At 59.5% G+C, this 17,833-nt stretch carries 14 protein-coding genes and 1 pseudogene; 12 read left to right on the top strand and 3 right to left on the bottom strand.

What is annotated here, in order from left to right; all coding sequences use genetic code 11:
* The 9 genes and pseudogenes from ABI171_RS18560 to ABI171_RS18520 form a co-directional block, all read left to right on the top strand.
* Nucleotides 1-130: pseudogene (locus tag ABI171_RS18560) on the top strand (biopolymer transporter ExbD); the annotation flags it as partial.
* Nucleotides 131-304: 174 nt separating this feature from the next.
* Nucleotides 305-1,219: a BadF/BadG/BcrA/BcrD ATPase family protein gene (locus ABI171_RS18555; RefSeq protein WP_348094014.1), complete on the top strand. Its 915-nt coding sequence runs from the start codon at nt 305-307 to the stop codon at nt 1,217-1,219.
* Entirely contained in the window at nt 1,213-1,947 is a 735-nt protein-coding gene (locus ABI171_RS18550) for a GntR family transcriptional regulator (protein WP_348094013.1), read from the top strand. The genes ABI171_RS18555 and ABI171_RS18550 overlap by 7 nt, the downstream gene beginning before the upstream one ends.
* Entirely contained in the window at nt 1,944-3,101 is a 1,158-nt protein-coding gene (gene nagA, locus ABI171_RS18545; RefSeq protein ID WP_348094012.1) for an N-acetylglucosamine-6-phosphate deacetylase, read from the top strand. Before ABI171_RS18550 ends, nagA begins: the two co-directional genes overlap by 4 nt.
* A gap of 7 nt (nt 3,102-3,108) precedes the next feature.
* The gene (locus ABI171_RS18540) at nt 3,109-4,119 is read left to right on the top strand and encodes an SIS domain-containing protein (RefSeq protein ID WP_348094015.1); all 1,011 of its coding nucleotides are present in this window, start codon (nt 3,109-3,111) and stop codon (nt 4,117-4,119) included.
* A 163-nt stretch (nt 4,120-4,282) separates the two neighbouring features.
* A complete protein-coding gene (nagZ, locus tag ABI171_RS18535) occupies nt 4,283-5,797 on the top strand; it encodes a beta-N-acetylhexosaminidase (RefSeq protein WP_348094011.1) in 1,515 nt (504 codons plus the stop codon).
* Between the two features lie 13 nt (nt 5,798-5,810).
* Nucleotides 5,811-7,202, top strand: a complete 1,392-nt coding sequence (locus ABI171_RS18530) for an MFS transporter (protein ID WP_348094010.1) — start codon at nt 5,811-5,813, stop codon at nt 7,200-7,202.
* Nucleotides 7,203-7,204: 2 nt separating this feature from the next.
* Nucleotides 7,205-8,116 carry a glycoside hydrolase family 16 protein gene (locus ABI171_RS18525; RefSeq protein WP_348094009.1) on the top strand — a complete coding sequence of 304 codons (912 nt, stop codon included), beginning with the start codon at nt 7,205-7,207 and terminating at the stop codon, nt 8,114-8,116.
* A 23-nt stretch (nt 8,117-8,139) separates the two neighbouring features.
* On the top strand, nt 8,140-9,318 hold the full coding sequence (locus ABI171_RS18520; protein ID WP_348094008.1) for a glycoside hydrolase family 18 protein: 1,179 nt from the start codon (nt 8,140-8,142) through the stop codon (nt 9,316-9,318).
* Nucleotides 9,319-9,353: 35 nt separating this feature from the next.
* On the opposite strand, the gene ABI171_RS18515 is transcribed toward ABI171_RS18520, so the two are convergent.
* Nucleotides 9,354-9,707 (bottom strand): hypothetical protein, encoded by a 354-nt coding sequence (locus ABI171_RS18515; protein WP_348094007.1) that lies wholly within the window; start codon nt 9,705-9,707, stop codon nt 9,354-9,356.
* Nucleotides 9,708-9,829: 122 nt separating this feature from the next.
* Entirely contained in the window at nt 9,830-11,101 is a 1,272-nt protein-coding gene (locus ABI171_RS18510) for a carbohydrate-binding protein (protein WP_348094006.1), read from the bottom strand.
* 526 nt (nt 11,102-11,627) lie between these two features.
* On the opposite strand from ABI171_RS18510, the gene ABI171_RS18505 reads away from it, so the two are divergent.
* Complete coding sequence (locus ABI171_RS18505; RefSeq protein WP_348094004.1) at nt 11,628-13,022, top strand: amino acid permease; 1,395 nt, start codon at nt 11,628-11,630, stop codon at nt 13,020-13,022.
* 191 nt (nt 13,023-13,213) lie between these two features.
* Here the strand turns inward: ABI171_RS18505 and ABI171_RS18500 are convergent, their stop codons facing one another.
* Nucleotides 13,214-15,976, bottom strand: a complete 2,763-nt coding sequence (locus ABI171_RS18500) for a pitrilysin family protein (protein WP_348094003.1) — start codon at nt 15,974-15,976, stop codon at nt 13,214-13,216.
* Between the two features lie 374 nt (nt 15,977-16,350).
* On the opposite strand from ABI171_RS18500, the gene ABI171_RS18495 reads away from it, so the two are divergent.
* Both ABI171_RS18495 and ABI171_RS18490 read left to right on the top strand, forming a co-directional pair.
* Complete coding sequence (locus ABI171_RS18495; protein WP_348094002.1) at nt 16,351-17,115, top strand: SDR family oxidoreductase; 765 nt, start codon at nt 16,351-16,353, stop codon at nt 17,113-17,115.
* An 80-nt stretch (nt 17,116-17,195) separates the two neighbouring features.
* Nucleotides 17,196-17,833, top strand: a 638-nt coding sequence (locus tag ABI171_RS18490) for a fumarylacetoacetate hydrolase family protein (protein WP_348094001.1), incomplete at its 3' end; no start/stop codon positions are given.

Genomic DNA, 17,833 nt, shown 5'->3' with positions numbered 1-17,833 from the left:
TATCGATGAAGTGCATCTGCGTCCGAACAAGCTGGTGGAGTACAAGTCGGTCGCTGCCGTGATGGCGTCGGCGCAGCGCTTGGGCGTCACCAAGATCGGTATCGTCGGCAACGAGCAGTTCATGGAGTAATAAATAGTAGTGTTTTAATCAGAAAACGCCGCCTTTAAGCTGGTTTTTAACTAAAATTTTAATACCACTTAAAGGCCGGTTGACAGCCACTGACTGTCCCCATAAAGTGAATCCAGTTTGTTTCCGCTAATAAGAACAATGCCAGTGGCAGATGAAAGCGATGGATGCAACAACATGATTGAATACCTGATTGGCGTCGATGGCGGTGGCACCGGCACCCGCGTGCGCCTGGCGCGCAACGATGGCGCGTTGCTGGCAACCGGCAGCGGCGGTCCTTCCGGATTGATGCACGGCGTTGAGCAAGCGTGGTCGGCGGTGCTGGATGCGTTGCATGGGGCATTCTCGGCGGCCGGCCTGGTCCGTCCGGCGCTGGATAACATGGCGATCGGACTTGGCCTGGCGGGAGTGAACAACCGGCAGTGGGCAGCCGACTTTTCCGCCAGAAATCCTGGCTTCGGCGATGCGGTGATCGAGACCGACGCCTTCACCACATTGGTTGGCGCACATCAGGGGCAGCCGGGCGTGATTATCGCCATTGGCACCGGCAGCGTCGGTGAAGTGCTGGCTGCGGACGGCAAGCGGCGCGAAGTCGGCGGCTGGGGTTTCCCGGCAAGCGATGAAGCCGGCGGCGCCTGGCTCGGGATGCGCGCCATTACTTACGCCCAGCAAGTGCTGGACGGCCGTGCGCCGGGCAGCGATTTTTCCCGTGCGCTGCTGCATTTCTGCGATTGCAGCAACCAGGCGCGCGACGCCTATTTCGACAACCATCGCGACAGCATGTTCGCCTGGCTGGCAGGCGCCAGCCAAACCGCTTATGCGCAAGTGGCGCCGCTGGTCATCCAGCACGCCGGCAGCGATCCGACCGCACGCCGGCTGCTGCAGGCCGGAGGCCAGGAAGTCGCCAGGATTGCAACCGCGCTCGACCCCGCCGGGCAACTCCCAATTGCGCTATGCGGCGGCATCGCCGCACATTTGCAACCCTATCTGCCGGAGCCGATGCTGGCGCTGGTGGTCAAGCCGCATGCCGATGCAGCAGCGGGTGCTTTACGCCTGATTGATCAGCGCTTAAAAGGATACCAAACATGCTAGCCCAAATAGAAAAACTCAAACCGGATGCCGCCAGCGACACGCCTTTATACCTGCAACTGGTCAATCGGCTTTCCGAGCAAATCAATGGCGGCGTCTGGCAGCCGGATGAAGCGTTGCCTTCCGAGCGCATCCTGGCGGAGTCGCTTGAAATATCGCGGGTAACCGCGCGCAAAGCCATTGATGTCTTGTGTGAGCGCGGCATGCTGATCAGGAAGCGCGGCTCCGGCACTTACATCACGCCCAAGCTGGAGCAGCCGTTATCGCGCCTGACCAACTTCAGCGAGGAACTGCGGCAACGCGGCTTCCGTCCTGGATCGCAATGGCTGCTGCGCGAAACCGGCATCGCCGTGGCGGAAGAAATCCTGGCGCTGGGTTTGTCGCCGAACACCGTGGTGTCGCGCCTGAAACGCCTGCGTACTGCGGACGACGTGGTGATGGCGATCGAAACCACCACCATCCCTGCCTTGTATCTGCCGGATCCGAAAGCGGTGACCGATTCCCTGTATGTGCATCTGGAGACGCTTGGCGTAGCGCCGGTGCGCGCCTTGCAGCATATTCGCGCCATCAACGCCAGCGCCGACCAGGCCAAGCTGGCGGATATCAAGACCGGTGCGGCGATGCTGCACATCACGCGTGTCGGCTATCTGGAAAACGGCGCGGCGATCGAGCTGTCGCATTCCTATTGCCGTAGCGACTATTACGATTTCGTTGCGGAGTTGCGGCGATGACCGGTGGCAGTCAGCCAGGCGACGCATCAAGTGGCGAACAACGGAGCGGGGCACTCAGAGGCAACATCCTGACGCCGCACGGCTGGATCAGCGGCAGTCTGCATTTCGACGGCCGCATCAGTGCGATCGACGGCTTGCCGGTCGATCCTGCGGATAACCGCGATCCTTACATCCTGCCGGGTTTCATCGATTTGCACGTCCACGGCGGTGGCGGCAAGGACATCATGGATGGCGGCGACGCCGTCGATGTCATCGCCGCGATTCATGCACGGCATGGCACCACTAGCATGCTGGCGACCACCATGACTTCGCCGTTGAGCGACCTGGAGCAGGCGCTGGAAGCCTGTGGCCACGCTTGCCGCGCGCGCCGCGCCGGCACTGCGCGGGTGCTGGGCGTGCATCTGGAAGGGCCGTATATCAATCCCGGCAAACTCGGTGCCCAGCCCGATTTTGCGCACGCCGCAACCTTGCAGGAAGTGGAGCGCCTCAGTGCGTTGGCGCCGATCAAACTGATTACGGTCGCGCCCGAGATGGAAGGCCACCTGGAAGTGGTGCGCATGCTGAGCGAATCCGGCATGCGGGTGCAAATCGGCCATACCCTGGGCAGTTATGAAGACGGCGTGCGGGCGTTGCAGCACGGCGCTTCCGGCTTTACCCATTTGTTCAACGCCATGACCGGCTTCCAGGCGCGGGCGCCGGGCATGGTCGGTGCGGCGCTGGCGCATGCGCGCTATTCGGAACTGATTCCCGATCTGCTGCATGTGCATCCGGGTGCGATCAAGGCCGCATTGCGCGCCATCCCCAGGTTGTACTGCGTGACCGATTCCACCGCCGCCACCGGCATGCCGGACGGCGACTACATGCTGGGTCGTCAGCAGGTACACAAATGCATGGGGGGCGTCAGGCTGGCCGACGGCACCTTGGCCGGCAGCACGCTGACCATGGATCAAGCCTTGCGCAATCTGGTCGGCCTCGGCCTCGATCTGGCGGACGCCTCACACAGGGTCTCGACCTATGCCGCGGATCACCTCGGCTTGCCGGAACGAGGCCGTCTGGCCAATGGCTGTCATGCCGATCTGGTGGTGCTGGACCGGCAACTTACTTTAACCGCAGTATATGTAGAGGGAGAGCAGATTGATCACAGAGAAGTTTAGTTCGCTGATGTTGCAGGAAGCGTGTTCGGCTGCCGAGCATGTGGCTTTACAACTGACACGCGACGGCGATAGTTATGCCGCGCTTGGCGCCCGCCTGCGTGCGGCGCAACCGGGCAATGTGCTGACCGTCGCCCGCGGCAGTTCAGACCACGCCGCCAATTACTGCGCCTATCTGATCATGGCGCGTCTTGGCCGCATCGTGGCGTCGCTGCCGATGTCGCTGGTGACGCTCTACAAGTCGCCGCTGCTGACGCGGGACGCCCTGGCGATTGCGATTTCGCAGTCAGGCCAGAGCCCCGACGTGATCGAACCTATCCGGTATTTCCGCGAAGGCGGCGCGACCACCGTCGCGCTGGTGAATGATGCCGCTTCACCGCTGGCTGGCAGCGCTGAATGGACTCTGCCGTTGCATGCGGGTCCTGAGTTGAGCGTGGCGGCGACCAAGAGTTTCATCACCAGCCTGGTGGCAGCTGCACGACTGGTGGCGCATTGGCAGGACGACGCTGAATTCCTGGCGCAGATCGAAGCCTTGCCGGCGGCGTTGCAGGCAGCTACTGAAGTGGACTGGTCGGCGGCGATCGACGTATTGGCGCCGGCTTCAAGAATCATGGTGGTGGGGCGCGGCGCCAGCTTTCCGGTGGCGCTGGAAGCGGCGCTCAAGTTCAAGGAAACCTCGGTGCTGCAAGCCGAAGCGTTTAGCGGCGCGGAGATCAAGCATGGCCCGATGGCCTTGATTGACGATGGTTATCCCTTGCTGATTTTTGCAACTCGCGGACCGACGCAAGCCAGCCTGCTCAAGCTGGCGGAAGAAATGCGTGGCCGTGGTGCGCGCGTGCTGCTGGCAGCGCCGGCGGATGTCAGCGAGCGCGACCTGACCTTGCCAGTGGGACCGACGCCGGATCTGGACCCGATAGTAGCGATTCAGGCTTTCTACGTGATGGCTGCCAATCTGTCTATCGCACGTGGCCTTGATCCCGACCGGCCAAGGCATTTGAGTAAAGTTACAAAGACAAATTAGAAACGCCGTCATCCCCGCGAACGCGGGGATCCACGCTGCCAAATGACCGGCAACTAAGATGGATTCCCGCGTTCGCGGGAATGACTTGGTCGGAATATTGGCGTTTATTTTAGCCAGACTTATACCGGCGCACATTTTAGCGTCGGGCAGATGGAGCTGTAATATGAAATATACCGATAATACGGCGCGCCAGATCGCCGGGCAATTGATCATGATCCGCATGCCAGGCACCGTGCTGGATGACGAAACCGCGCAATTTTTACGCGACAACCACATCCGCGCGGTCTGCCTGTTTCGCCAGAACATGGTCAACGCCGAGCAGTTGAGCAAGCTGACCGCCGACTTGCGTGCGGTGATGGGACCGAATGCACTGATCGGCATCGACCAGGAAGGTGGCGCGGTGGTGCGTGCAACCTGGCTGCCGGCGCCGCCGGCGGCGATGTCGCTGGGCGCCACCGATGACGTGGCGCTGGCGCACGCAGTCGGCGCTGCGGTCGCGCGCGGCATCAGGTCGCTCGGCTTCAACTGGAATTTCGCGCCGGTGCTGGATCTGAATAACAATCCCGCCAATCCTGTAATCGGCGAGCGTTCCTTCGGCTCCGATCCGCAGCGCGCCACCGAGCTGGCGCTGGCGTGGATGGAAGGCAGCCTGTCGGAAGGCGTGGCTTGCTGCGTCAAGCATTTTCCGGGACATGGCGATACCCACGTCGATTCACATCGCGACCTGCCTACCGTCGACAAACCGCGTAGCGCGCTGGATGCGCTGGAACTGGCGCCGTTCGAGGCGGCGCGGCGGGCGCCCGCCATGATGAGCGCACACATCGTCTATCCGGCGCTGGATGCGGAACATCCGGCCACCTTGTCGCGCAAGATCCTGACGGATCTGTTGCGCACCGAATGGGATTACCGCGGCGTCATCATCACCGACGGCATGGACATGCACGCAATCGCCGGCCGTTATGGCGTCGGCAAGGCTGCCGTGCAAGCGTTGGCCGCTGGCGCCGACATGGTGATGGCCTTGGGTAACCGCAGCACCCAGGAAGAAACCCTGGTTGCATTGGCAGCGGCGCTGGGCGCGGCAGAGCAGGGCAGTAATCTTGGCCGCGCTAACATAGAAGCCCGCCTGGCGCGCCTCGACGGCCTGGCTACTACGTATCCTTGCGCGGCTTTCGGCTACCTGACCGAACCTGACGATCAGCGCCTGATGGCGGATGCCTGGCGGCGCGGCTTGACCATCAGCGGTAAACCGCAGCGCTTGGCAGACGGCGCAAAAGTGCGCCTGGTGGCTTGCGCCGATGCCGCCGGCGACGGCGTTGCAGAAGCAGGCTTGCCAGCCGGCGCGGTCGCCGACTTGCTGGCGCGGCGCTACGATGTCGAGCTTGTCACTTTCGACGATGCCGAAGAGTTTGACTGGGCTGCTTTGCCGGACGATGACCGCACCGTGATCCTGGCTTCGACCACCCGCTTGCGCTACGGCGCCAGGGCGCGCCAAAGCTGGCGTCCCGACCTGCATCTGGCCTTGTGGAACCCGTTTCAGACCTTGGATATCGCTGCGCCGGCTTTGATCACCTACGGCTTTTCCGCAGCGGCGCTGGATGCGGTTGGCGACTGGCTGGCGGGGACATTGGAAGCGCATGGCAGGATTCCGCTGGCAGCGATGCCTAGCGGTCCGCAATAAATCAGGGACCGGAATGGCCTACGAATACGAGTACGAACGCGAATACGAGCGCGGCAACGCAGAATCGATCATCTTACCCAAGGCGGCCGTTGACATGCGCATTGAAGAAAAGCCCGAGCGCCATCCCGCACTTTGGGTGCCGACTCTGTATTTCGCCGAGGGCCTGCCGTATTTTGTGGTGGCGACCATTGCCGGCCTGATGTACAAGAGCATGGGCATGGCCAACGATCAGATCGCGCTGTGGACCGGAATGCTGGGTTTTGTATGGGTCTTCAAGCCGCTCTGGAGTCCGTTCCTGGAAGCGGCGCGCAGCAAGAAGGCGATCGTCTTGCTGTTCCAGTTTTTCGGCGGTGCGAGTCTCGGATTAGTGGCGCTGGCCTTGCATTTGCCGAATTATTTCGCGGTCAGCATCGCCTTGCTGGGACTGGTGGCGATTTCTTCAGCGACGCATGATATCGCCGCCGACGGCTTGTACATTGCCAGCCTTAGTTCGACCGAGCAGGCTACCTATGCCGGCTGGCAGGGCGGCTTCTACAATGTCGCGCGCTTTTTTTCGATGGGCGGGCTAGTGGTGCTGGCCGGGTATTTTGAGAAACGCATGCCGGTGGTGCAAGCCTGGAGCCTGATATTCGGCATGCTTGCGATCAGCATGCTGCTGCTAGCGGTCTATCATTTATGGGCTTTGCCGGTTGGCCGTAATCCGGAGCGTCCGGCCGGTGGCAAGGGTGTGATGAGGGGCGTCTGGCTGACCCTGCGCGAAGTGATTATCGATTTCTTCCAGAAGCCTGGCATCTGGCTGGCGATCCTGTTCATCATCCTGTTCCGCGCCGGGGAAGGGCAGATCACCACCATCGGCCCTCTGTTTCTGCGCGCCGCGCGGGCTGAAGGCGGCCTGGGCTTGGCGACTGCAGAAGTTGGCGCCGTATATGGCACCTTGGCTACCGTGGCTTTCATCGGCGGCAGCCTGCTGGGCGGCTACTTCACCGCCTGGCGCGGCTTGAAACGCAGCATGTTCTTCCTGATCCTGGCGATGAACCTGCCGAACCTCGCCTACTTTTTCTTGAGTACGGCGATGCCTACCAACCTCGGCGTGATCGGCGCTGCGCTGAGCCTGGAAATGTTCGGCTATGGTTTCGGCTTCGTCGGGCTGATCCTGTTCATCATGCAGGAAGTCGCGGTCGGCAAGTACCAGATGGCGCACTATGCGCTCGGCACCGGCATCATGCAGCTGGGTTATGTGCTGTTCAAGATCGTCAGCGGTTCGGTCCAGGCGGCGCTTGGCTACCAGCACTTTTTCCTGTGGGTGCTGATTTCGGCGATACCGGTGCTGCTGCTGTCGCGCATCGTGCCGATCGGACGTCATGAAAAAGCTGCCGCAGATGCAGCGCGGGCGGTGGCAAGCTAGCGATGAAATATTTAAAAAATAGCTTGCTGGCGCTGGCTGCCATGTTGGCGGCGGGCAGCGCCATGGCTGCCGCTGATGCGATTTTCTTTGACGATTTCCACTACGCAGACACCAAGGCGCTGGTGGCCGGCGGCTGGAAAATCCGCGACCAGCAAGGCCATCCCGGCATAGAGCATGGCCATTGGGGGCCGGACACGATCAGCCTGGTGGATGATCCGGAGCTCGGCGGCGAACGCCTGCTGCGCCTGAACGCGCGCACTGACGGTACGGCGCCGGGTACATTCCAGGCGCAGCTTTGCCATCAGCGCAAATATTTCGAAGGCACCTATGCCGCCCGCATTCGCTTCAGCGATGCTCCCGTAGCGGGTCCCGGCGGCGATCTGGTGGTCGAGGCTTTTTATACATCCAGTCCGCTGAAGCATGATTTCGATCCGCAATACAGTGAACTCGATTGGGAATATCTGCCCAACGGCGGCTGGGGCAATCCGCATAGCCGCTTGTATAGCGTGTCCTGGCAAACCGTGCAGATGGAACCCTGGAACGCCTTCAACCAGGTGCACGAAGAGCAGCGCGCCTTGGGTGGCTGGCACACCGTGATGATGCAAGTCGTCGCCGGCAAGATCCGTTATTTCCTGGATGGCTTGCAGCTCGACGAGCACGGTGGCCGCAATTATCCGGCGCTGCCGATGTCGATCAATTTCAACCTGTGGTTTTCGCCGAGCGGCGTGCTGCCCGATACCAAGGCGCAGCGCAGCTACCGGCAGGATGTCGCCTGGGTGCTGCACGCCAAGGACCGGCTGCTGTCGCCGGCGCAGGTGGATGCAGCGGTGAGCGGCTATCGCAAAGCCGGCACGCATCAGGTCGATACCGTGCCCGCGATGACGCCGCCATTGGCGTCGAATTGCGATTTTTAAATTACCCACCAGACGGATGCCCGATGAAACTGATTCGATTAACGATGCTGATGGCGGCGCTGCTGCCGTTGATGGCCAATGCTGACGGTGCAACCGGCAAGCCGGGATACAAAGTCGTCGCCTACTATTTGCCGTCGCAGCGCCAATATTCCGTGGCAGATATCGATCCGGCTAAAATCACGCATCTGAATTATGCCTTCGCGGTCATCAAGGATGGTGAAGTAGCGGCCGACCAGGCCATCAGCGCCGAACAAGGGCTGCGCGATTTTGTCGCGCTGCGGGCGCTGAAGCACAAAAATCCTGCGCTCAAGACCTTGATCTCGGTCGGCGGCTGGGCCGGCTCAAAGGATTTTTCCAATGTCGCCCTGACGCCGCAAGCGCGCAAGAAATTCGCCGCCAGTGCGCTGGATTTCATCCGCAAGAACGGCTTTGACGGCGTCGATATCGACTGGGAATTTCCGGTAGCCGGCGGCGATGCGGGTAACGTCATGCGGCCGGAAAACAAGCAGAACTACACGCTCTTGATGCAAGCCCTGCGCAACCAGCTCGACAGCGCCGGCAAGCAAGAGCGCCGCAGCTATCTGTTGACCGCCGCGGTTGGCAACAACCAGGCTTTTTTCCAGAACACCGACATGGCCAAGGTCGCGGCGATCCTGGACTGGGTCAACATCATGACCTATGACTTCAGCGGTTCATGGAATAAATTCGCCGGCCATGTCGCGCCGCTGTATAACGACCCGGCGCTGGCGCGGCCCGAAGCCAATCCCAGGTTCAATGTCAGCAGCACCGTGGAGATGGCCTTGCAAGACGGGATTCCGGCCCGCAAACTGGTGCTGGGCATGCCTTTCTATGGCTATAGCTGGAAAAAATGCGGTGCAACCTTGCACGGCCAGCACCAGGACTGCGACGGAAAAGGCCGCGGCAGCACAGAGGAGGGCGAGCTGGACTATGCAGATATCGACAGCACGCTGGTGAACCGCAATGGCTTCACCCGCTACTGGAATGACGCTGCAAAGGTGCCCTATCTGTTCAATCCCGATACCGGCGAATTTGTCAGCTACGACGATCCCGAATCACTGGATTACAAGATCAGGTATTTGAAGCGGATGGGGCTGGGCGGAGCGATGTTCTGGCAGCTCTCTGCCGATCGCAATGCAGCCTTGCTGGACAAGGTGGCGGCGGATTTGCTGCCACCGAAATAATCGCTCCTGCCTGTCTGGCAGGGCCTTCTTGCTGCTTACTCCAGATGCCAGCCTCGTGAATAAAGGCAGGATTTCACCATCTCGTCTCTGTCGCGATTATTGATATCGTACTGCGAGTAGCTGGGCGGCGTGTACATGCCAGGATAGGTGGTGCATCTGGTATCGCCATTATCATTTTTCTTGCAAAAAGTATTGCCCGGCGTTTGCATGCCAGGATTGAACTGGCTCGCCACCACTATCGGATAGATCCGCATGGCTTCCTGTTTGCAGGCGAATTCATCGGGATAGAGCTCGGTCGGCGGCTTGCTTGGATGGACCCAAGTGGAGGCGCAGCCGGACAACATGGCGGCGGCAAGAAAGGCGAATCCGGAGTACAAAACTTTAGTCATGGTTCTTTTTGAAGCAAAATGAAAACGGTATTTGTTAAACAAATAGTAACACCTGATTTGTATTGGACAAAAAAAAGCCGGCTCCGAAGAGCCGGCTTTTGCTTTAGGTACGTCGTTCCGGCTTATAAACCCAGCTTCGAGATGAAAGCGTTGGTGAAGCCCAGGGTGCCTGCCGAACCGTAGGTATTGCAGGTTGGCGAAGCGGAACCAGGCGCGCAATCATTGTCGCGATCGAAGGACCAGTAGTGGATCCCTGCCAGGCCGTTGGTTTGCGCAAAACTCACCAGCGTCGCCACATCGGCTATCGAGAAGGTTTCATTGGCCGAGTCGTTGCCGCCGATCATTGGAGTGACCTCGATCTGGTTGTACGGCACGCCGTTCTGGTTATGCAGGTTGATCGCCGACTGGACCGCCGAAGCGCCCATGTTGCAAGCGCCGCTGCTGTTGGTGATGCAATTGCCGCCGGCCGGGCTGCCGTAGTCCATCGCCATCAGGTTGATGGTGTAGTTGATCAGGCCGTAGGCCTGGATCGACTGCATCACCAGGACGCCGTAGTAACCCAGGCTAGGCGAGACATTGCCGCCCAGCGTCGCCACCGTGAAGCTGAAGCGCAGGTTCGGATAAGCCGCTTGCGCGTTTTTCACCCGCAGCACGAGGTTGTTGATATCCGCTGTGGTCTGACCGGCTTCTATATCGAAATCTATGCCGACCAGGTTGGCCGAATAATAGGTCTGGATAAATTTCTTGAAGTCGGCATCGTTGGTGCAAGTGAAGGAGCCCGATGCGCCGCCGGTGGAGACGATGTACTTCTTGCCGGCGTTGACGAAAGGCTGCACGTTGGCTGCAGCAAAGGCCGATGCCGATACGCCGCCCCAGTTTTCGCTACCGCAGGCGCCGGTCGCAAAGGCCCAGGTCAGGGTGCTGACTTTGGCTGGCATGGCGTTCAATACCGTCTGCGTACTGCCGGTGACGGCGGTGCTCATGGCATAGGTATTCCAGTTCAGGTTGATGCTGCCATCCTTGTACGGACTGAAAACGAAGCCGGCCGGCGTGGTGCCGCCACCTGGTGGCGGAGGAGGCGGTGGTGGCGGAGGCGGAGGTGTGACGGTGCCGCCGCAGCTGGTGACGATGGTCCATGGCTGGCCGGTGCCCGAGCCGCCGTTGTTGGTCGACGGATTGTTCCCCTGCGTCCACCAGTTCGCTTTGTAATTGACGCCGTTGTAGCTGACGGTGGCGCCGCCGGTGTACGCCACGCTGGCGTCCCAGGCGGCGTAGCAGGATACCGTTGTCGCAGCCTGCGCGCTCGCTATCAAGGGACTGGCGTCAGCGCTGCCAGTCGTCACGGCGCTGCAGGCCAGGGCCAGCATGAGGCCCTGTATGAGTTTCAGTTTCAATTTTCTCTCCTGAGAAGGTTGGTCAGCAGCCTCGGCTGCCGGAAGGCATGCCGAGACTGTCATGCGATGTGAACCAAGAATCGAAGCCGTTGCAAATGCCGCTGCGCCAGATTGCCGAAGGCCGACAGCATCTCATCCGTCATCTTCCGTATTTCCATATGGAAATATGGAATTAAGGGCACTGTAGGAGCAGGAAAAGTGGCTGTCAACCTGTATCTAACTGGTATTGCTTTAATAAATTTGTGGTCTCATTTTGGTGCGCTCGATATAGACTTAAATTATTGTTTATATTGATTTTTATTTAAATTATCCGAGCTGCTCTTTTCCTGAGTGGACTGGTAGCGCTCTTTTGGTGCAAAGCGAAAATGTGCACTTGCAGCGCAACTTCGAGTCTGCGGTATAGCCTGCTTTTTCGAGGCGGATGGCGGCAGCAAGTATAATTGTTGCCTTTTTCATTATCTCCTCTGGTTGCCGTGGGGGAAGCGCTGGCTTGAGCGGCGTCATCGTTTTCAAAGGAAGTTGCTGCATGAGTTTATTTCGTACCAAAGATCTGGATCAGATGATCCGTTCCAGCCATACCGATACCGGCCTGCAGCGTACGCTGGGCGCCATGGACCTGACCCTGCTGGGTGTCGGCGCGATTGTCGGCACCGGTATTTTCGTCCTGACCGGCACCGGCGCCTTGCTGGCCGGGCCTGGACTCTCGCTATCGTTCATATTGGCGGCCATCGCTTGCGGTTTCGCGGCGCTGTGCTACGCCGAATTCTCTTCCACGGTGCCGGTCTCCGGCTCGATCTATACCTATAGCTATGCGACGATGGGTGAACTGGTGGCCTGGATCATCGGCTGGGACCTGATGCTGGAGTACGGCCTGGCGACCTCGGCGGTATCGGTGGGCTGGTCGGGTTATATGCAATCGCTGCTGTCCGGCTTCGGCATCGGCTTGCCTGTGGTGTTGACTGCGGCGCCGGGTGCCGTGCCGGGCGTGACCACCTGGTTCAATCTGCCGGCGTTCTGCATCTTGCTGGTGGTTACCGGCTTGCTGTCGATCGGCATCCGCGAATCGGCGCGCGCCAACAACATCATGGTGTTCATCAAGATCGCAGTGGTGTTGCTGTTTATCGTGGTCGGCTTCGGCCATGTGCAGCCGGCCAACTGGCAGCCTTATCTCCCGTTCGGCTATAACGGGGTGTTCAATGCCGCGGCGATCGTGTTCTTTGCCTTTATCGGTTTTGATGCGGTGACTTCGGCTGCGGAAGAAGTGAAAAATCCGGCGCGCAACCTGCCTATCGGGATCATCGCTTCGCTGGGGATTTGTGCGCTGCTGTATGTGGTGGTGGCAGCGATCATGACGGGCATCGTGCCGTTCCAGAAATTTGCGGGGGTTGATCATCCGGTGTCGCTGGCGTTGCAGTATGCGGGGGAGAACTGGGTGGCGGGCTTTGTCGATCTGGGGGCGATCATCGGTATGACTACGGTGATTCTGGTGATGACTTACGGGCAGACGCGGATTTTGTTTGCGATGTCGCGGGATGGTTTGCTGCCTAAGAAGTTGTCTGGCATTCATCCGCGCTTTGCTACGCCGTTCTTTACCACCTGGCTGGTGGGGGTGGTGTTTGCATTTATTGCGGCGTTGATTCCTTTGAATATTCTGGCTGAGCTGATCAATATCGGGACCTTGATGGCGTTTTCGTTGATTGCTGTGGCGGTGCTGGTGTTGCGTAGGACGCGGCCTGATTTGCCGCGGGCGTTTCGTTGTCCGGGGGTGCCGTTTGTGCCGTTGGCGGCGATTGGGTTTTGTGTGTTCTTGATGTTTCATTTGCAGGCTGTGACTTGGATTGCGTTCCTTTGCTGGTTGGCGATTGGTTTCGTGGTGTACTTCGGCTACGCGCGTCGCCGCTCCTTGTTACATCCAAAGTAAGTAGTTAAATGGGGTCGGAGTTTTTTTACGACAGCTTCATCGTCGTAAATTACTCTGACCCCTTTTAATGGGCTACGGAGTACTTCAAAAACAACCGCAACTACAACTACAACAACAAAAGAAAAAAGCCGCTGCCGTGTTCGCTTGTTTCATTGCGAACACGGCAGCGGCTTTTGTTTGCTTGCTGATTCTTACGGTTTTGCGGCTACGGTGGCGTTTGCTTTCGCTTTTACTTCATCGCGCGCGATCACTACACTGAGCTTGCTTGGGTCGATGTGTTTACGGAATGCGTCGTTGACCTGGTCGATGGTCAGCGCGCTGATCTTGTCTTCGATCTGTTTGCTCCAGACGAAGGTGCGGTCTAGATCAAGATATCTGGCCCAGCCGGCGCTGAGGGCGCTGTCTTGGGAACGGGCGCGCTGGTTTTCTTGCAGGATGCCGGATTTGGCGCGGGCCAGTTCGTCGGCGCTGAAACCTTCTTTCAATGCGCGGGCCAGTTCTTCCTTGACTGCCAGATCGACCTTTTCAAGATTCTGCGGGGCGGCGATGGCTTGTACCGAGAAGTGGGCGGCGCGGCTGATGGCGCTGATGTCTACCGAGGAACCGATGCCGTAGGACAGGCCGTCTTTCTGTCGCACACGGTCCATCAGGCGCGATTTCAGGCTGCCGCCGCCGAACAGGTAATTGGCTACCATCATGGCCGGATAGTCGGCATCGTCGTCGCGCATGTCGAGGTTTTCGCGCGCTACGTAGAAACCGTTTTCCTTGTCCGGCGAATTGATCACTTGCTGGAACGGCGCCACGTCAAAGTTCTGGCGGATCTGGCGCTGGTACGGCGCTGCGCTTTTCCAGCTGCCGAATTCATCCTGCACCACCTTGGTCACCGCAGCCACGTCGAAATCGCCGACGATCGCCAGTTCGCCTTGCGATGCGCCGTAAAAGTCGTGATGGAAAGCGCTGACGTCAGCCAGCGATTCGGCCTGGATGCTGGCGATTTGCTGGTCGATGGTTTGCGCCGCCAGCCAATGGCCTTGCGGGTATTTATTGAAATGCTGCGAGATGGCTTCAGCCGCCAATGTGTTTGGCTCGTTGCGCGATGCTTCCAGGCCGACCAGCGATTCCTTGCGCAGGCGTTCGAATTCAGCCGGATCGAAACGCGGCTGCTTGAGCACGCTCGCGACCAGTTGCAAGGCGGCCGGCAGGTTGGCGCGGGTGGTCTGGAACTGCGTCAGGCCACCGCTGATTTTCAGCTTGGAGAATTCATCGGCCAGTTGTTCGCGGGTCAGGGTGGTGGTGCCGCGCATCAGCATGGCACCGGACAGCTCGGATGCCATCTTCTTGCCGAACAGGCTCTTTTCATCGCCCCACTTCAAGTCGAGTCTGACCGAAACGGTTTCGCCGCGCGTCTTTTTCGGCAGCAGCGCCAGTTTCAGTCCGCCTATCTGCGAACGCTGGGTACGGGCGTCGATATTGGCTTGCGAAGGGTCGAATGCTTCGCCGTCGGCAATTGCCTGCGCCGGCTTGTATTCCTTCATCACGTCGGCCAGGGCTGGCGCCGCAGGGACATCGGCGCGCAACGGCTTGTCTTCCGGCAGGAACAAGCCGACCGTGCGGTTGTCACGCGTGAAGTAGTGCGCTGCAACCGCAGCTACCTGGGCCGAGGTGACCTTGTTGGAGCGGTCGCGGCCGAGGAACAGCAGGCGCCAGTCGCCCAGCGCAATCGTGCTGGACATGGCGACGCCGACGCGTTGGTGATCGTTCAGCAGTTTTTCGAAGGCATTGGCGTTGGCCAGGCGCACCCGTTCCATTTCTTCCGGCGTCGGCGGGGTCTTGGCGAACTGCTCGATGCCGTCGATCAGCGCTTGCCGTACCGGTTCAATCGGCTCGCCCTTCTTGACTACGGCGGCGATGATTTCCAGGCCTGGCGCATAGCCGGTCATTTCATAGTTGAACACGGCTGTAGCTTTGCCGGTTTCCACCAGGGATTTGTGCAAGCGGCCGTTAGGCGTATCCGCCAGGATCGCACCCGCATACGACAGCGCATCGCTGTCCGGATGCAGTTCGCTTGGAATTTTATAGGCTACCGCGACCACCTGGACATCGCCCTGGCGTCGCACTGTGACGCTGCGTTCGCCATCCTGGGTCGGTTCCACGGTCCAGAACTCGCGCATCTTGCGGGTTGGCTTCGGCAGCTTGCCGAAAGCCTGGTTGACCCATGCCAGCGTGGCGGCCGGATCGAATTTGCCGGCGATCAGCAACACGGCGTTGTCCGGCTGGTAGTAGGTGCGATAGAAAGCCTGCAGGTTTTCGATCTTGACGTTTTCGATATCGCTGCGGTTGCCGATGGTCGGCTTGCCGTAGTTGTGCCAATCGTAGGCAACCCCTTGCAAGCGCTTGATCAGCACGCCGAACGGCGAATTCTCGCCCTCTTCATATTCATTGCGGACCACGGTCATTTCACTGTCCAGGTCTTTGCGGGCAATGAAGGAATGCAGCATGCGATCGGCTTCCATGTTGATCGCCCACTTCAGGTTGTCGTCGCCGGCCTGGAAGATTTCATAGTAATTGGTGCGGTCGACATTGGTTGTGCCGTTGAACGACATGCCGCGCTGGCTGAAATCCTTGGGAATCGAAGGGTGGTTCGGGGTGCCCTTGAACATCAAGTGTTCCAGCAAATGCGCCATGCCGGTTTCGCCGTAATTCTCGAAACGCGAACCGACCAGATAGGTCATGTTGACAGTCACGGTCGGCTTGGAGGAATCGGGGAACAGCAGGACTTTGAAGCCGTTGGCAAACTCGTATTCGGTGATGCCTTCAGCGGAGGGACCCTGGGTCACGCCGGCAGGGAGGGTAGTTGCTGCTTCTGTAATACCGGTGAAGCCGATGCCGCAGGCTGCGGCCAGCACGCAGGACAACACCCGGTTTGACCAGGGGCGCTTACGGAATAGATGCATGAAATTTCCAATCTGTGGGGAAGTGGATGGACAAATGGATGGACATATATACGCTAAGGACGACTGTTTGATTCGGGATTCGGTTTGTGGCGGCTGCGCCAGTGGGAAGACTGCCTCTGCATAAAATAAACCTTGCCTATTTTGCCATAGCGCCAGACTGGAAAACGGGATATTTGCGGGACTTGCGCAAATATCCCGGCTGGCGATTTGTGCACAATAAGTGCAATTGTCCAGCGTTGTTATGGCAATAAATCCGTATTTTTTTATTGCAAAGCCAAAATTTAAGCACTATTATTGGTCCAACCAATGGACCAATTGGCTGATGTTGGATGAAAGCTGCCAGGTTCGGACAAAACAACAAGGAGACAGTTTCAATGAGATTGCATGGAAAACGCATTTTAGTGACCGCCGCAGGCCAGGGTATAGGACGCGCCAGCGCCCTGATGTTTGCCCGCGAAGGCGCGCAGGTGCTGGCTACGGATATCAATCCTGCCGTTCTTGAAGACACCGCGGCGCTTGCGCGCGCAGAGGGCGGCGCCCTCGTCACCCAGCTTCTCGACGTCACCGACGCCAAGGCCGTGGCTGCCCTGGCGCAAGCAGAAGCGCCGTTCGACGTGCTGTTCAACTGCGCCGGCTATGTCCACGCCGGCAGCATTCTCGAGTGCAGCGAAAAGGACTGGCAATTTTCCTGGGATCTCAATGTGTCCTCCATGTACCGGCTGATCCAGGCGCTGCTGCCAGGCATGCTGGCGCAGGGCGGCGGGTCCATCATCAACATGGCGTCCGCCGCCTCCAGCGTCAAAGGCGTGCCGAACCGCTTTGCCTATGGAACGACGAAAGCGGCGGTCATCGGCCTGACCAAGGCTGTCGCCGCCGATTTCGTCGCCAGAGGTATCCGCTGCAACGCGATTTGTCCGGGCACCGTGGAATCGCCTTCGCTGGAAGCGCGGATCAAGGAACAAGCCCTGCAGCAGGGCAAGCCGATTGCTGAAATCCAGGCTGGCTTCGTTGCTCGCCAGCCGATGGGGCGGGTAGGCAAGGCCGAAGAAATTGCAGCCCTGGCGTTGTACCTGGCATCCGACGAATCATCTTTTACCACCGGCGCCATCCATTTGATCGATGGCGGCTGGTCCAATTAATGTCGATTGATGCCGATTGATGCGATCCCGTTGAGCCTGAATCTGAATTTGAACTTGAATCCGATTATGAAAGCGATGCCATGAAGTTGTTGAGATACGGCCCCAAGGGCCAGGAAAAACCGGGAGTGCTGGATGCGCAGGGGCGCGTGCGCAGCCTGGCGGGCGTGGTGGCGGATATCGCCGGCCATGTTCTGACGCCGCAGGAACTGGACAAGCTGCGCGCCCTGGATCTGCAGAGCCTGCCGCTGGTGGACGGCACGCCGCAGCAGGGCTTGCGCCTCGGGCCATGCGTGGGCGCCGTCGGCAAGTTCATCTGCATCGGCTTGAACTATGCCGACCACGCCGCCGAATCCGGCCTGGACGTACCGCCGGAACCCGTGGTGTTCAACAAATGGACCAGCGCCATCTGCGGACCGGACGACGACGTCGAAATCCCGCGCGGCTCGCTGAAGACCGACTGGGAAGTGGAGCTGGGTGTGGTGATCGGCGCCGGCGGCCGCTATATACAAGAAGCGGACGCTCTCAAACATGTCGCCGGCTATTGCGTGATCAACGATGTCTCGGAACGCCAGTACCAGCTGGAGCTGGGCGGCACCTGGGACAAGGGCAAGGGTTGCGATACTTTCGGCCCGCTCGGCCCGTGGCTGGTGACTGCCGACGAAGTGGCGGATCCGCACGCCCTCGGCCTGTGGCTGGAAGTGGACGGTCATCGCTATCA

Source organism: Collimonas sp. (assembly GCF_039923675.1).
In the GTDB taxonomy this organism is placed as follows: Bacteria; Pseudomonadota; Gammaproteobacteria; order Burkholderiales; family Burkholderiaceae_D; genus Collimonas.
The sequence above is the reverse complement of the archived record's forward strand: the minus strand, read 5'-3'. Positions and strand labels throughout refer to the sequence as shown.

Coding starts and splice junctions, on each gene's coding strand:
- ABI171_RS18525 (WP_348094009.1), top strand. CDS start 7,205: ATGAAATATTTAAAAAATAGCTTGCTGGCGCTGGCTGCCATGTTGGCG.
- ABI171_RS18515 (WP_348094007.1), bottom strand. CDS start 9,707: ATGACTAAAGTTTTGTACTCCGGATTCGCCTTTCTTGCCGCCGCCATG.
- ABI171_RS18495 (WP_348094002.1), top strand. CDS start 16,351: ATGAGATTGCATGGAAAACGCATTTTAGTGACCGCCGCAGGCCAGGGT.
- ABI171_RS18540 (WP_348094015.1), top strand. CDS start 3,109: ATGTTGCAGGAAGCGTGTTCGGCTGCCGAGCATGTGGCTTTACAACTG.
- ABI171_RS18520 (WP_348094008.1), top strand. CDS start 8,140: ATGAAACTGATTCGATTAACGATGCTGATGGCGGCGCTGCTGCCGTTG.
- ABI171_RS18530 (WP_348094010.1), top strand. CDS start 5,811: ATGGCCTACGAATACGAGTACGAACGCGAATACGAGCGCGGCAACGCA.
- ABI171_RS18555 (WP_348094014.1), top strand. CDS start 305: ATGATTGAATACCTGATTGGCGTCGATGGCGGTGGCACCGGCACCCGC.
- ABI171_RS18550 (WP_348094013.1), top strand. CDS start 1,213: ATGCTAGCCCAAATAGAAAAACTCAAACCGGATGCCGCCAGCGACACG.
- nagA (WP_348094012.1), top strand. CDS start 1,944: ATGACCGGTGGCAGTCAGCCAGGCGACGCATCAAGTGGCGAACAACGG.
- ABI171_RS18500 (WP_348094003.1), bottom strand. CDS start 15,976: ATGCATCTATTCCGTAAGCGCCCCTGGTCAAACCGGGTGTTGTCCTGC.
- nagZ (WP_348094011.1), top strand. CDS start 4,283: ATGAAATATACCGATAATACGGCGCGCCAGATCGCCGGGCAATTGATC.
- ABI171_RS18505 (WP_348094004.1), top strand. CDS start 11,628: ATGAGTTTATTTCGTACCAAAGATCTGGATCAGATGATCCGTTCCAGC.